The sequence below is a fragment of the Novosphingobium jiangmenense genome (genome assembly GCF_015694345.1).
Taxonomy (GTDB): Bacteria; Pseudomonadota; Alphaproteobacteria; order Sphingomonadales; family Sphingomonadaceae; genus Novosphingobium; species Novosphingobium jiangmenense.
Genome location: NZ_JADQDC010000008.1, coordinates 1 through 15,183, shown reverse-complemented (window position 1 = coordinate 15,183; position 15,183 = coordinate 1). Strand labels below are relative to the sequence as shown.

Genomic DNA, 15,183 nt, shown 5'->3' with positions numbered 1-15,183 from the left:
ATTGCCGCACTTGGCATGACTGGCGTACTCGCCGGGAATGTGGCCCACGCCCAGGCCGTGGTCGTCCGCTCCACCGGGCCTTCCGCCGCCGCCTTTCCCAAGGGGAAGCGACTTCCGGCCAATATGCAGGTCGTGCTCAAGTCCGGGGACGTAGTGACGGTTCTCGACAAGGCGGGAACTCGCGTTCTCAAGGGCGCTGGCAGTTTCACGCTCGACAATGCGGTCAACCGTGATCGCAGCGCCGCAGCATTGCTTGCCCGATCCCTCAGCAACCCTGCTTCGGTCAGGGCCGGGGCGGTGCGGGGTTCTGGCGACACATCAGGTGAGAACGTCATGCCGGTCAGCATCTGGCTGGCTGATACCACCGAGGGCGGGAACGTCTGCGTACCGCGCGGCAGTGACCTCTATCTCTGGCGCACGGAAAGCAAGGCGCGCAGCTTTACCTGGCTGACCGAGAGCGCCGGCGGAGAAATGGTGCGGATGCAATGGCCGCCCAAGACGGTGGGTATTGCCTGGCCCAAGACCATGCTGGCCCCGCAGGAGGGCAGGGTCTACCGCATCTACGACGAAACGAGCCCGGACAAGGCGGCCGAGTTCCGCATCGTCATGCTTGAACCCGAAGCCGTCCCGGCGGACGCCGCCTCGCTTGGCACGCTGCTTCTCGACAACGGTTGCAAGGCGCAGTTCGATTGGCTTGCGGCAACCCTTGCGGAACCGGAAATACAAGAGCAACATCCCTAGTGGAAATACGTAAGGCGAATCTCCGCCTTCGATATTTCCCCAACAAGACAGAGCCTTGAGAGGCCAACTGGTTAAGCTGCCACGGGTCGCGCCTGTGGAGATTCGACTGTGATGGCCGATCGCGTTGCTGCCCTGCCCGCTGTTGAGGGCGAAATATCTGTCCGAGTCCGGGACAGACGCCGGTTTTTGCGGCTTCTGCGGACAGGTGCAGCAAGCATATTTCCGTTTCTGTCCTTCGGATTCTGGGCCGCCAGCGCTCTGGCGCAATCCGTTCCGCCTGCGACGATTCAGCCGCCGACGCGCGAGGAAATCCAGCGCGGCGTTGCCGAGGGCACGCTCAATCGCAGCGGTCCGGTGTCGGTTGACACCTCGGAAGTTGAACGCGCACCTTGTCCTCTGGCTGCGCCAGACTTCTCGGGCATTCGTCTGAAGCTTTCGTCGGTGACATTCGGCGGCATGCAGGATCTGCCGGGGTTCGACCTGTCGGACAGTTATGCGGAGTTCATCGGAACCGAGCAACCGGTCGCCGTAATCTGCGAGATCCGTGACCGCGCGGCAACCAAGCTGCGCACCGCAGGCTATCTGGCGGCGGTACAGGTGCCGCCGCAGAAGATCGATGGCGGGGCCGTGCGCCTCGATGTGCTGCTCGCCCATCTCAAGCGGGTTCAGGTCAAAGGCGATCCCGGTCGTTCCGAAAAGACGCTGCTCAGGTATCTTGCCAAATTGACGCGAGAGCCGGTGTTCAACACCCATAAGGCCGAGCGCTATCTGTTGCTGGCGAAGGACGTGCCCGGCCTCGACGTGCGTCTGGCCCTGCGCCCACTCGAAGGTTCACCCGGTGAAGTGGTGGGCGAAGTTTCCGTGCGGCGCGTGCCCGTCTATGCCGAGATCGGCGTGCAGAACTACGGCTCGCGCGCTGTCGGTCGCTACAGCGGTTTGGCAAGAGTCCAGCTCAACGGCCTGACCGGGCTTGGAGATTCGACCACCGCCAGTTTCTTCGCGACAACAGATCTGCATGAGCAGAAGGTCCTGCAACTCGGCCATGAAATGCGGCTGGGCGGGGAAGGCTTCGTCCTGCGCGGCGATTTCACTTATGGCTGGACCAATCCCACGGTCATCGACTCCCGCGCCGATTTCCACTCGCGCACGCTCTCTGCCTCGCTGGAAGGCAGTTACCCGTTGATCCGTTCGCAGGCGTACAATCTCGCTCTGGCTCTAGGCGGGCAACTTTCCAATCAGGACCTCGATTTCGGCAGCATCCCCCTCAATCGCGACCGGCTTCGCGTGCTCTATCTGCGTGCCGACGCCAATGGTGTCAGCCGCAAGAGCCTTACCGGCCGCGATGGCTTCACGCCGTTCGAGCCGCACTGGTCCTGGGGCCTTTCGCTCGAGGCGCGGCATGGGCTCGATGTTCTCGATGCGACGAAGGGCTGTCTCGGCATCTATGCGCCGACGTGCCGCGGCGCCGGAAAGGTCACGCCAAGCCGCATCGAAGGCACCGCCAAGGGCTTCGTCCTGCGTGCCTCCGGCGTGTTCGACTATCGTCCTGTCCGCGCCATCACGCTGAGCCTGCAACCCCGCGCGCAGTATTCGCCCGACAAGCTGCTGTCCTATGAGGAGTTCTCGGGCGGAAACTACACCATCGGGCGGGGCTACGATCCCGGCGCCGTGATCGGTGACAGCGGCGTGGGCGTCCGCGGAGAAATCCGCCTTGGCTCGCTTTTCCCGAAAGTGGCCGGAGGAAGCGCGTTCCAGCCTTATGCTTATGCCGATGCAGCCTGGGTGTGGAACCATGACACCGCGTTCGACGGGCTGAATCCCCAAAAGATCGTGTCGGTCGGGGGCGGGGTGCGCGCCGCGATCCGCGATGCCATCCGGCTCGATGCCGGTGTCGCCGTGCCCTTGCATGATCCGCTTGGCCTGAACGTGAAGGGCAAGGCCCGGTTCATGCTCAACCTTTCGTTCCAGCTCCTGCCGTGGAGGCTGTGATGCCCATTACCGCCCGTGTTTCGCCAAATGTTCGTCGCAAGCCCGGCATGGCCAAGCTGCTGGCCGGCGTCTCCATCGGCGCAGCATCTCTCGTCCTCGCCGCCAGCCCCGTCCGCGCACAGGCCGTGAATGGCACTCCTACGCCGCAATTCGGCATCGGCGGGATCTCCCGCTCCACCCCCGGTCTCGACGCTGTCTTCGTCGACGGCAGCGAGGCGCTGATCGATTGGAGCGCCACTGACAGCGGCGGTGTGTTCCTGCCCGAGGGCAACACCCTGCGCTTCATCTACGATGGCAGCGCCCCCTACACCGTGCTCAACCGCGTGACCGACAGTGCGGTAGGCGGCCCGCTGTCAATCTCCGGCACAGTGGAATCCAGCAGCCTTGGCAAGGTCTGGTTCTACAACGCGGGCGGCTGGGTCGTCGGCCCCAAAGGCGTCTTCAACGTCGGCAGCCTGATCCTGACCTCGCTGCCTATCACGATCGATCCAGCAAGCGACACCGTCTCCCGCCTTTACGGAGACAAGAACGAGATCCGCTTCGGCAGCGCGATCGACCCCAAGTCTTCGGTCTCGATCCAGTCTGGCGCCCAGATCAACGCCACGCTTGCGAACAGCAGCTACGTTGCACTTGTCGCACCGAAAATTGATCAGGCCGGCACCGTCAAGGTCAACGGCTCAGCCGCCTATGTTGCCGCCAGTGCCGCGACGATGACGATCAACAGCGGCCTGTTCGATATCATTGTCGACAGCGGGTCTGAAGACGATACCGGCATTTCGCACACCGGCAGCACCACATGGGCGGCGAACGACGGCTCGATCGACACCAACCACGGCGTGTACCTCGTCGCCGTACCCAAGAACCAGGCGATGACGGCCATGGTCTCGGGTCGCCTTGGCTATGACAGCGCGACCACGGCGGAAGTCGTTGACGGCTCGATCGTGCTTTCGGCCGGTCGCAACGTTTCGGGCGGGAGCATCGTTGCCGGCAGCCTTGTCGGCGGAGATGCTTCGCTCGCAATCTCGAACCTGACGGTCGGTTCGAAGGGCGCAACCAACAATCTGTTCGCCGATGCAACGGGCAAGATCACCCTCGACGCCACGACGGCAAGCTCGACGGTTCACGGTAGCGCGACCCTGAACGCACGCGGCAACATCGCAGCCACGATCGACAACGCGAACGCGCTGGTAGTCGAGGGCGATCTGTCCCTCGCATCGGCCAACGGTGCTTCTGCTGGTAACGTCACGGCGACTGTTGCGGGCGGCGGAAGCCTCTCGGTCAGCGGTGCGCTCACCCTGTCTTCGAGGGCGCTCGGCGCAATTCAGACCGATCCAAGCAATGGCGATGCCCTGCTGCCCGGAAGCGTTGGCGAGAACGCGACCTCTGGTAACGCATCGCTGATCGTGAAGGACGGCAATGTCTCGGCCTTTGGCACTTCGGTCCAAAGCGACGCAACGTCAGGCGTGGGCGCGCTTTCTGCGGGCAGCGCCACATCCGGCAAGGTTAGCATCTCGGTCGACAATTCCGTTCCATCGACCACCCGCAGCGTCACCCTCGGCGATGTCACGGTGTCGTCCTCGGCCCAGAATGGCTTCTTCGGTCTCCAGCAGCCCTTGTCCGGTGGAGACGCTGTCTCGGGCGATGTGTCGCTGGCCGTGAACGGCGGTGCCTACAGTTCGACTTCCGTTTCGGTCTACTCCGACGCCCTGACCTATTCGGGTCTCGAACCCAGTCCGCTTGATGCGACTGCGGGAGCAGTCTCCGTCAGCTTCGCGAACCTTACCGACATTGCCACGACCGGCGGACTGAACGTCTCGAACTACGCATCCGCCAGCGACACGGGCATCGCCACGCTTGGCGACGTTTCGCTGAGCTATGACAATGTGAACAGCAGGACCGCGGCTTCCGGCGGGCAGATCAGTATCTATTCCGAAGCCTACGGCGATCTCGTCACACCCAACACGGTCTCGCTGACGCTTTCGAACAATTCCCGGCTGGATACCCTCTTGTCAGCGGTAGAAGTCTTTGCATCCGGGCGTTTTGCGACTGGCGTCCAGAATTCGGCAAATGTCTCGTTCGTCAGCGATGCCAGCACCCTGCTGGCGGGTTCTCTCGATGTGACGACCGAGGCGCTGTCTGGGGTAAGCGGTGGAAACGCAATCTCGGGTAGCGCCTCGGCGATCATCCGCAACGGTTCTTCGGTGACGATCGACGTGGGTGCGACAGTGAGCTCCTACGCAAGGGGCGGCACCGGCGTCGACGGGGGCAGCGGGACCGCCGGGGCAGTTGGCTTTACCCTCGCCGATTCAACTTACAACGGCGACCTCCTTCTGGAGGCGAACGGCGTCGCAGGTCGGCGCGACGATATCGCGGGAGCTTCGGGCACAGGGACCGGTGGATCCGTCACCTTCCACCAGTCGGGCAAGACCGCGGCGCTGATCTCCAAAAATGTCACGCTCTCCAGCCTCGGCCAAGGCGGTCGGCCAGCCGTGTTCTCACGAACCGGGCTGATCGCGCAGGCAGGAAATGGCGCAACCGGTGTTGGCGGCACCACGACGTTTGGCATTGCCGATGGCACTTTCACCACCAGCAAGCTCGTCGTCAGCGCCAATGGCGAGGGTGGAAATGGCCTCAACGTCGACGGTGGAACGCCTGGGGCCGGCGGCCTCGGTCAGGGCGGGACCGCCAGCTTCAACGTGACGGGCGGACTTATCTCCGCCCCCGAAATCACTGTGGCCGCATCCGGCTTCGGTGGTGACGGGGCGAATGCAGCCTTCGGCATCGACGCGGGCAATGGTGGCGCGGGCACCGGCGGCAATGCCACAGCCTCGCTGACCGGCGGCACGATCCGCACCGAGTTCCTTCTGGTCGAGGCAAACGGCAACAAGGCGATTACCGATCCTCGTCTGGGCGAACCCAGCTACTTCGGCTACGGCGGCAACGAATTCAGCGGCGTGGTCAGGCCGGGCAAGGGCGGTACGGGCACCGGCGGCACCTCGCTTCTGACCATCGATGGCGGATCTTTGCTCGCGATGGATCCCTATGGCGACATTCCGCCTGCGGTCCAGGTCGGTGCGGTCGGCGAAGGTGGCCGGGGCGGCTATGCCTACGACGGCGGCGGTGGCGATCCGCTCTATTCCGGCGATGGCGGGAACGGTCTGGGGGGCAGCGCAACCATCCGTTATCTCTCGGGCACCTTTGAAGCGTCCTACATCGGCGCAGATGCATCGGGCCTTGGCGGCTTGCCCGGAATTCTCGCGTTTGGCACCGACACTGCAGTCAATGCCGCCAACGGTGGCAACGGCACTGGCGGCAGCGCACTCTTCGAGATCGGGACGTCGCTCGATAAGCAGAATTTCCTGGGCGACTTCCGCACTGTCAGTGTTATCGCCGATGGCACCGGCGGCGTCGGCGAGACCGGCGTCAAAGGTGGCTCGGGCGGCGACGGAACGGGCGGCACTGCCCGGGTTCTGGGGACCGGCGGGACGATCACGCTCAGCGATCTGACCGTGTCGGCGCAGGGCAGCGGCGGCAATGGTGGCAACGGCCAGGTTGGCAGCAACGGCGGGCGCGGCGGATCTGGCAGAGGTGGCCTTGCCGAGATCGCCGTCGATGGTGATGGCGTAGACCTGACGGCGCTGGGACCGGCGCTGCAGGCGTCCGGCTTTGGCGGGTTCGGCGGCACCGGGGGCGTTGGCGTCGATGGCAACGATGTTGCGGGCAACGGCGGCGATGGCGGTGTAGGGACCGGCGGCGAGGTTTCGTTCCTGGCCCGCAATCTCGGCAAACTTTCGGTTGTCGGTTTCTCCGCAGGTTCGTCATTCGATGCCTCGGGCTTTGGTGGCGGTGGCGGTCTTGGCGGCAATGCTGGCCTGACCGGAGGCGTCAGCCTCGGCAACGGCGGTAATGGAGCCGACGGCTTCGGTGGCACCATCAGTGTAACAGCGCAGAGCGGCGGCAGTCTCGTCTTCGACAGTCTCAGCCTGACCGCGTCCGGCTCGGGCGGAAACGGCGGTGGCCGCCTTGGCGCGAGCACCTTCGGCACGCCGACGCCATCGCTCGGCGGCACTGGCGGGGCCGGGCAGGGAGGCACCATTGCCTTCACCTCGACCGATTCGGGTTCGAGCATCTCGGCCGACAGCCTTTTCGCCAGCGCGCAGGGTTTGGGCGGAACGGGTGCAGGTGGCGCCGGTTTTGCGCCTTCGGGCCAGTCGACCGACGGCAGCGCAGGGGGCAACGGGACAGGCGGTACGTTCAGCCTCTTGGCCGATCTCGAAGGGTCGATCGCGCTTGCCGCAATAGACGGCAGCATCTCGATTTCGGTTCATGGTCTGGGTGGCGACGGCGGCCAGGCCGAGAACGCGATCGGCACAAGCGGTGCGTCGGGCGGAAACGGTGGTGCCAGTGGTTCCGGGACGGGCGGAACCGTCCAGTTTGCGGCCAATCGTCAGGGCGTTGCCACGGTCGGGCGTTCCGGCACCAGCACGATCTCGGCTGATGGTACGGGCGGCCTCGCAGGACTTGGCGGCAACGGCGCTCCGGCGACAGAAGCTGGAACACCGGGAGGCAACGGCGGCAACACTGGCCTTGCCCAGGCTGGCAACGGTGGTGCCGTCTCGTTCGGCGCCGATGGCGGGACGCTGAACTTCGGCGCGCTCGACGCGACGGCGATCGGCACCACGCAGTTCCGCAACATTGCCGCGTCCGGCGGCAGCGGTCCCGGTGGGAGCGGCCTGCCCGGTTCCCGAAGCGAATTGCTGCCGACCGGCGGGACAATCGCGTTCTCGGCCAGCGATCATGCTTCCGGCGGCCTCGGCCAGATCAACGCCGATGCCGTCACGGCCGACGTTACCAGCAACTGGCTGTTCGTCGGGCTGGGCTTTTCGGCGAGCAGCGCTGCCGGTGGAATCTCGCTGGCGAATTCCAGCACGGCCAACGGCGGTGGCCTGCATTTCGGCAGTTTCCGCGGCGATGCCTCGGGCTTCCCGGCGACCGTCGATCCGGCTCTCGATGTATCGGTTACGACCGGCGGAATCGTCGTCGATTCCGATCTCACCCTGCTGTCCGGCGGCAACATCGCGCTCGGCCTTGCCAACGGCGCTTCGCTCAGTGCGAGCACGGCGTACCTGCAAAGCGATTCCGGCATTTCGATCAGCGCAGACGGCACGGGCCGCTTCTCTGGCGGATCGATCGAGCTTTCATCATTCGGCTCTGTCGGCGTGGTCAGCACCTCTTGCGTGTCGGCAACCTGCCGCCCGGTCGAAGCGAGCGGCAGCCTCGTCATAGACTCATCGGGCGCTTTCAGCCTGACCGGGCCGGTGGAACTGGCGGGTCTTGGCAGCCTCGAGGTCTACGCAGCCGGAGATGTCACCGGAGATGCCGGGACACGCTACTTCTCCAACGGCGACGTCGCCGTACGGGCCGGCAACGATGCCACAATCCGCAACATCACCGGCGCAAACGTCATTGTCGAAGCCGGTGCGATAGCGGATGGCAGCTATCTCTATTTCGACGGGCTGCTAACTCTCGGCGAGGCCGCGGGCGGCGGCCAGTTCGACGCTTCGGGCAGTCTCGATCTCAACAGCGGCGGATCGATCCGGACGCTTGACGGCACGACCTTCACGGCTGGACGTGGTATTGGTGTGCGTTCGGGCAACGACATCCTCGTCGGCGCTAACAATGCCTTCACCGCCAACACCGGCCCGTCTTCCCTGCCGGATCGCATCGTTTTCGCGGCTGGTGGCCAGACGATAGATTATTCGCTCGCCGCGACCGACATCGCCACCTTGTCCTTCGGCCTCGGCACTACGGTTGACTCAGGATCGGGCGGTGTGGACCTGTCAGGCGCGGCCATCGATGCCAGGTCTGCAAGCTTTGCCGGTGCCTTCTTCCGCGCCGATGTGCTGGATACCCTGACGCCAGCCTCCAATCGCAGGGATGACGGCGGGCGGCTCGACCCCGAGTGCCTTGAAGGCGCCATCTGCATCGGCGACGTCGACGCTACCGGTTTTGTCAGCATCGGCGGTGGTGACTTCGTACCGCTCGACATCAAGGCGACGGGAACCATCAACGGCGATACGGTCGGACTTCGCGCCACCGGAGCCGTCACGCTCGGCGATCTGGAGAACACCGCGCAGATCACGGCGGTTGACGAACTCTCGATCATGTCGCTCTCCGGGGATATCGCGCTGCTCGGCAATTCCGGTCTGACCGGTGCCACCGTCCGCCTCACGGCTGCGGGCAATCTCACCGGCACCGGCAACATCGAAGCCACCCGCGACGACATTGGCCTGTCGATCAATGGCGATATCGACGCAAACTCACTCATCGCTGCCCGCGAACTGACCACGGCCACCGATGCTGGCGGCGAAACCGAAGTTAGCTTCAAGGCGCTTGGCTCCCTGCGAACCGGCACGCTTTCGCTCGGTACATCCGCAAATATCTCCGCGTCCGGCGAAATCCGCATCGGCTCGCTGTCTCTCGGCGGTTTCGATGGCGTCTTCTCGTCCGGCACGGCGCTGCAAGTCGATTCATCCTCCGCCGTGCGCAATCTCTCGCTCACCGCAGGCACCGTCGCCATTTTCGGCACCATCGTCACCGACGGCGATCTGACGATCAAAGGGCAATCGATCAGCGGCACCAGCGCCGATGCCGGTGGCCTCCTGTCGCTGACATCGACCGATCTCGCTGCAGATTCCCTGCAGTCCGCAGGCGATCTCACACTCAAGGTCACCAACGAGGCCGCGCTGGGCACCGTTTCTTCGACAGGCGGTTCGGTGTTCATCGACCCAGCGCTGCTCACCTTTGACAGTATTACGTCGGCAGGCGGCATCACGCTCGGCGGCGGCACGATCACCGGCGGCACGGTGGACGCCGGGACCGACCTTTCGGTCACAGCCACAGACGCGCTTTCGCTTACCTCTGCCAAGGCAGGGGCAGGGGCGACTCTCGGGGCGGCGAGCCTTGCCGTGGGCGATCTATCGGTCGGCACTGATCTCTTCGTCGACGTGTCGGGCCAGGTTGACCTCACCGGGACGACCGGCGTCGGCGGCAACGCCTCGATCATCGCCGGAACGCTGAACGCGCAGGCCATCGACGCCACCGGAAACGTCAATCTGACCATCGCCGGGACGGGCACGCTGGCCGGCGCGGTCACGGCAGGCGGCGACTTCTTCAGCTCCGCAGATTCGCTCGGCTTCGACACGATCGCCGTGACCGGCTCTGCCACGTTCGAAGGTGGCGCGATCAACGGCACGTCCGTGTCCGCCGATGGCGCGCTTTCTGCATCGCTGACCGGGTCGGCCACGCTCGACAGCGCCAGCGCCGGGACCACGCTCGGCATCACCGCCGCATCGCTTTCGGCAACCGACCTGTCGGCCGGCGGCGACCTGACGCTGACGGTGACCGATACGGCGGCGCTTGGCACCGTGTCCTCGACGGGCGGCTCCGTGTCGATTGACCCGGCGCTGCTCACGTTCGACGCGATCACCGCCAACAAGGGCATTCTCCTGTCGGGTGGGACGATCACCGGCGGCACGCTCGATGCAGGTACCAGCGTCGGAGTGACCGCTACCGGAGCACTGACGCTGGCCTCGGCCAAGTCCGGCACGACCCTTTCGCTCGGCGCCGACAGACTTCAGGCGGGCGTGCTCGACGCCGGTAGCGACCTGATGCTCGCCATCGCCAAGGATGCGGTGCTGACGGGCAAGGCGACGGCGGGCGGCAACATCTCGGCGGGCTTTGGCACGCTTGGCTTCACCACCCTCGGGGCCACCGGCAGCGTCGGCCTCGAAGGAACCGACCTCACCGGCAGCGGCATCACTGCGGGCACCAGCCTTACGGTCCTGCTCGGCGGAGACTACGCCGTCTCGACGGCCAGCGCCGGAACCAGCCTTGCGCTCCAGGCGGCAAGCGCCAGCGGCACTTCGCTCGGCGCGCTGGGCAATCTCGATGCGACCGTCACCGGCCTTGCCGGCGTCACAGGCTACAGCGCGGGCGGCGATCTCACCATCACGGCAGGCTCGCTCGATGCCTCGATCATTGCCGCTGACGGCCTGATCAGCGGCAAGATCACCGGCTCGGCCACGCTCGGCTCTGCCAGCGCCGGAACCACGCTGGCCTTCGTTGCGGGCAAGCTTTCGGCGACGAGCCTCCAGTCGGTCGGCGACCTGACGCTGACGGTGACCGACACGGCGGCGCTCGGCACCGTGTCCTCGACCGCCGGCTCCGTGTCGATCGACCCGGCGCTGCTCACGTTCGACGCGATCACCGCCAACAAAGGTATCACGCTGTCGGGCGGCACGATCACCGGCGGCACTCTGGACGCAGGCACCAGCATCGATGTCAGCGCGACCGGCACGCTGACCTTCAGCACGGCCACGGCAGGCACGACCGCTTCGCTTGGGGCCAATCTGGTCAAGTTCGACAGCCTCTCGAGCACAGGGCTTGCCAGCATCAGCGGAGGGGCAGTCGATGGCGGGACCCTGTCCGGTGGCGGTGTCTCGGTCGATGTGACCGGCAGCGTTGCGTTCACCAGCGCATCGTCCACTGTGGATCTCGCGATCAACGGCGCAAGTCTTGTCGGCGGGACGCTCGGCGCAACTGGGAATGCTCGCGTGACCCTGACGGGCAATGGCGATCTCGGCACCGCGACTGCAGGCGGCAGCCTCTATGCGTCCGGGCTCGACCTCTCGTTCACCTCTCTCCAAGGAGAGACTGTCGAACTGGCCGCCCGTTCGGTGATAGGCGGTACGATCGATGCTGCATCGACCCTGCTGATCACCGCCGATGGTGCGGTCGATCTCGATCGCTCGACCTCGGGCAGCACGACCGAAATCTACGCCGGCAGCCTCAACCTTCCCGAACTGGTGGCGGGTGACCTCGCACTGGCGCTTTCTGGCGATGCAACTCTCGGTACCGTCAACGCCACTGGTACGGCAAATGTCGGTGCGGGCGCGCTTTCCTTTACCAGCTTCAGCGCGGGCGGACCCGCCAGCGTTTCGGCGGCCACGATTACCGGCGGCAGCGCCAGCGGCGGATCAAGCCTCACGCTTTCGGCAACCGGGGCGATCGAACTCGCCTCGGCCAGTGCCGCAGGCGCGCTGCGCGTAAGCGGCACCAGCATTACCGCCGATGGCCTCTCCAGCAACGATGCGCTGATCGTCGAATCCACGGGCGCTGTCGCCGTCGGCTCGCTCTATGGCGAGTTCGGCGCCTCGGTCACGGCCGGTGAATTCACGTTCGGCAGGCTGGCCAGTGCCTCGTCGGTCACCGTCAACGCCACCTCGCTTACCGGCGGCGTGATCGATGCTCTGGGGAGCGCAAGCGTGACCGCTGCCGACTCGGTCACGCTCGACAGCGCCAGCGCCGGACTTGGGTTGACGATCGCGGCAAAGAGCCTGACCGCCCCCTCGCTCACCGCAGGCGGCGATCTGGTCCTGACCGTAACGGACACGGCTGCGCTCGGCACAGTTACCTCGACCGGAGGGGCGGTCTCGATCGATCCTGCGCTGCTGACTTTCGATGCGATCAGCGCGGCAAACTCCATCACCCTTGCGGGCGGCACGATTACCGGTGGAACGCTCGACGCGGGTACAACCATCGACGTTACCGCGACCGGCGCGCTTACGCTGACTACAGCCACCTCGGGAACGACACTGTCGCTCGGCGCGGACAGCCTACAGGCAGGCGCGCTTGATGCGGGGGGCGATCTGTCGCTGACCATCGCGAAGAGCGTACTGCTGACGGGTGCGGTAAACTCCAGCGGAAATGCTGCGATCACCGCGCAAGGCCTCTCGGCAAGCTCGTTCGATGTCACCGGCAATCTGCAACTGTCGCTGACCGGCGATGCTACGCTCACCGGGCTGACCAAGGTCGGCGGAGATTTCTCGAGCACCGCAGCATCGCTTGCGTTCGGGACAATCGAAGCTGGCGCGGCCGCGATCTTCGGCGGCGGCTCCATCAATGGCGACACCGTCAACGCTGGCGGAGCGATCTCGGCATCGCTCAGCGGCGCAGCAACGCTGGGCAAGGCCACCAGCGGCACCTCGCTCGGCATCGGCGCCGACTCTGTCGATGCCGGAGAACTGGCCGCGGGCACTGACCTTTCCGTCTTTGCGAACGGGACAATCGCCCTCGGTACAGGCACGGCAGCAGGCACTGCTTCGCTCAACGCTGCAACCTCGCAGTTCACCAGCCTGACCAGCACCGGCCTTGCCGCAATCGCGGGCGGAGCAGTCGACGGCGGCACGCTGCAGGGTGGGGCGGGGGTCTCGGTCGACGTTTCAGGCGACGTGAAACTGGCGACGGTCAATTCCGGTGCCGACCTTTCGATCAAGGCCGCCAATCTTGACGTCGGCACGCTCGGCGCAATCGGCAACGCGCGGCTGGTCCCGCTCGGCAATGCCACGCTCGGCACGGCCACGGCCGGGGGGTCGCTCTATGTCTCGGCCCTCGACCTCGCCTTCACCAGCCTTTCGGGCCAGAGCATCGAACTCGCTACCCGTACGATCACCGGCGAGACAGTCGACGCAACATCGACCCTGCTCATCTCGGCCGACGGCGCCGTAAAGCTAGCCCGCTCAACATCGGGCAGCACCAGCGAGATTTTCGCAGGCAGCCTCCAACTGGACGATCTTTCCGCAGCAGACCTCAATCTCGGGATCAGCGGCACGGCTACGCTCGGCACGGTTACGGCCAATGGCATTGCCGATCTGCGGGCCGCGTCCCTGTCGTTCTCGGGCATCAATGCAACCGGTCGGCTTGCGGTCTCCGCCGGAGACATCGCTGGCGGCACCATAATCGGCGGCGCCAACGTTTCCTTGAACGCAACCGGCGCGATCAACCTTGCCTCGGTCGGCGCTGCGGGCACGCTCGGCGTCACCGGCACCAGCATCAGCGCTGAAGGCTTGTCGGCCAACGACAGCCTGACGGTCAGCTCGACCGGAGCGGTGAAGGTCACCGCGCTTTACGGCGAGACCGGCGTGGCAGTCCAAGCATCCGATTTCACCTTTGCGCGCCTCGCCAGCGTCGCGTCGATCGGCGTCACTGCCGGAACGGTAACGGGTGGCGTGATCGAGGCATTTGGGGACGCAACCGTAAACTCAAGCGGCGCAGTATCTCTCGACAGCGCCAGCGCAGGGTTTGGCCTTGCGATCACGGCACAGAGCCTCTCCGCCCCGACGCTCACGGCCGGCCAGGATCTGACCCTCGCCATCACCGGCACAGCCGCGCTCGGCACCGTCTCCTCGACAGGAGGTTCGGTGTCGATCGACCCGGCGCTTCTAACATTCGACACGATTAGCGCAGCTAACGGCATCACGCTTTCCGGCGGCACGATCACCGGCGGCATTCTGGATGCCGGAACCGACCTTTCGATCACTGCGACAGATGCGCTTTCGCTGACGTCGGCCAAGGCAGGGGTAGGGGCGACGCTTGGGGCGGCGAGCCTTGCCGTGGGCGATCTTTCGGTCGGCACCGACCTCTTCGTCGACGTGTCGGGCCAGGTTGACCTCACCGGGACGACCGGCGTCGGCGGCAACGCCTCGATCATCGCCGGAACGCTGAACGCGCAGGCCATCGACGCCACCGGCAACGTCAATCTGACCATCGCCGGGACGGGCACGCTGGCCGGCGCGGTCACGGCAGGCGGCGACTTCTTCAGCTCCGCAGATTCGCTCGGCTTCGACACGATCGCCGTGACCGGCTCTGCCACGTTCGAAGGTGGCGCGATCAACGGCACGTCCGTGTCCGCCGATGGCGCGCTTACGGCATCGCTGACCGGGTCTGCCACGCTCGGCACTGCCAGCGCCGGGACCACCCTCGGCATCACCGCCGCATCGCTTTCGGCAACCGACCTGTCGGCCGGCGGCGACCTGACGCTGACGGTGACCGATACGGCGGCGCTTGGCACGGTGTCCTCGACGGGCGGCTCCGTGTCGATTGACCCGGCGCTGCTCACGTTCGACGCGATCACCGCCAACAAGGGCATTCTCCTGTCGGGTGGGACGATCACCGGCGGCACGCTCGATGCAGGTACCAGCGTCGGAGTGACCGCTACCGGAGCACTGACGCTGGCCTCGGCCAAGTCCGGCACGACCCTTTCGCTCGGCGCCGACAGACTTCAGGCGGGCGTGCTCGACGCCGGTAGCGACCTGATGCTCGCCATCGCCAAGGATGCGGTGCTGACGGGCAAGGCGACGGCGGGCGGCAACATCTCGGCGGGCTTTGGCACGCTTGGCTTCACCACCCTCGGGGCCACCGGCAGCGTCGGCCTCGAAGGAACCGACCTCACCGGCAGCGGCATCACCGCAGGCACCAGCCTCACTGTCCTGCTCGGCGGAGACTACGCCGTCTCGACGGCCAGCGCCGGAACCAGCCTTGCGCTCCAGGCGGCAAGCGCCAGCGGCACTTCGCTCGGCGCGCTGGGCAATCTCGATGCGACCGTCACCGGCC

3 protein-coding genes are annotated in these 15,183 nt (G+C 65.7%); all 3 read left to right on the top strand.

From position 1 onward, the window contains the following. Positions 1 to 15: 15 nt before the first annotated feature. Positions 16 to 741: a hypothetical protein gene (locus I2488_RS12245; protein WP_196276104.1), complete on the top strand. Its 726-nt coding sequence runs from the start codon at positions 16 to 18 to the stop codon at positions 739 to 741. 186 nt (positions 742 to 927) lie between these two features. Then, on the top strand, positions 928 to 2,730 hold the full coding sequence (locus I2488_RS12240; RefSeq protein ID WP_196276103.1) for a ShlB/FhaC/HecB family hemolysin secretion/activation protein: 1,803 nt from the start codon (positions 928 to 930) through the stop codon (positions 2,728 to 2,730). After that, positions 2,730 to 15,183 (top strand): hypothetical protein (locus I2488_RS12235; protein ID WP_196276102.1); only part of this gene is annotated, 12,454 nt, incomplete at its 3' end. The genes I2488_RS12240 and I2488_RS12235, both read left to right, overlap by 1 nt.

Bases quoted from the DNA above. Each gene is read 5' to 3' on its own strand.
- I2488_RS12245 (WP_196276104.1), top strand. From the start codon at position 16: ATGACTGGCGTACTCGCCGGGAATGTGGCCCACGCCCAGGCCGTGGTC.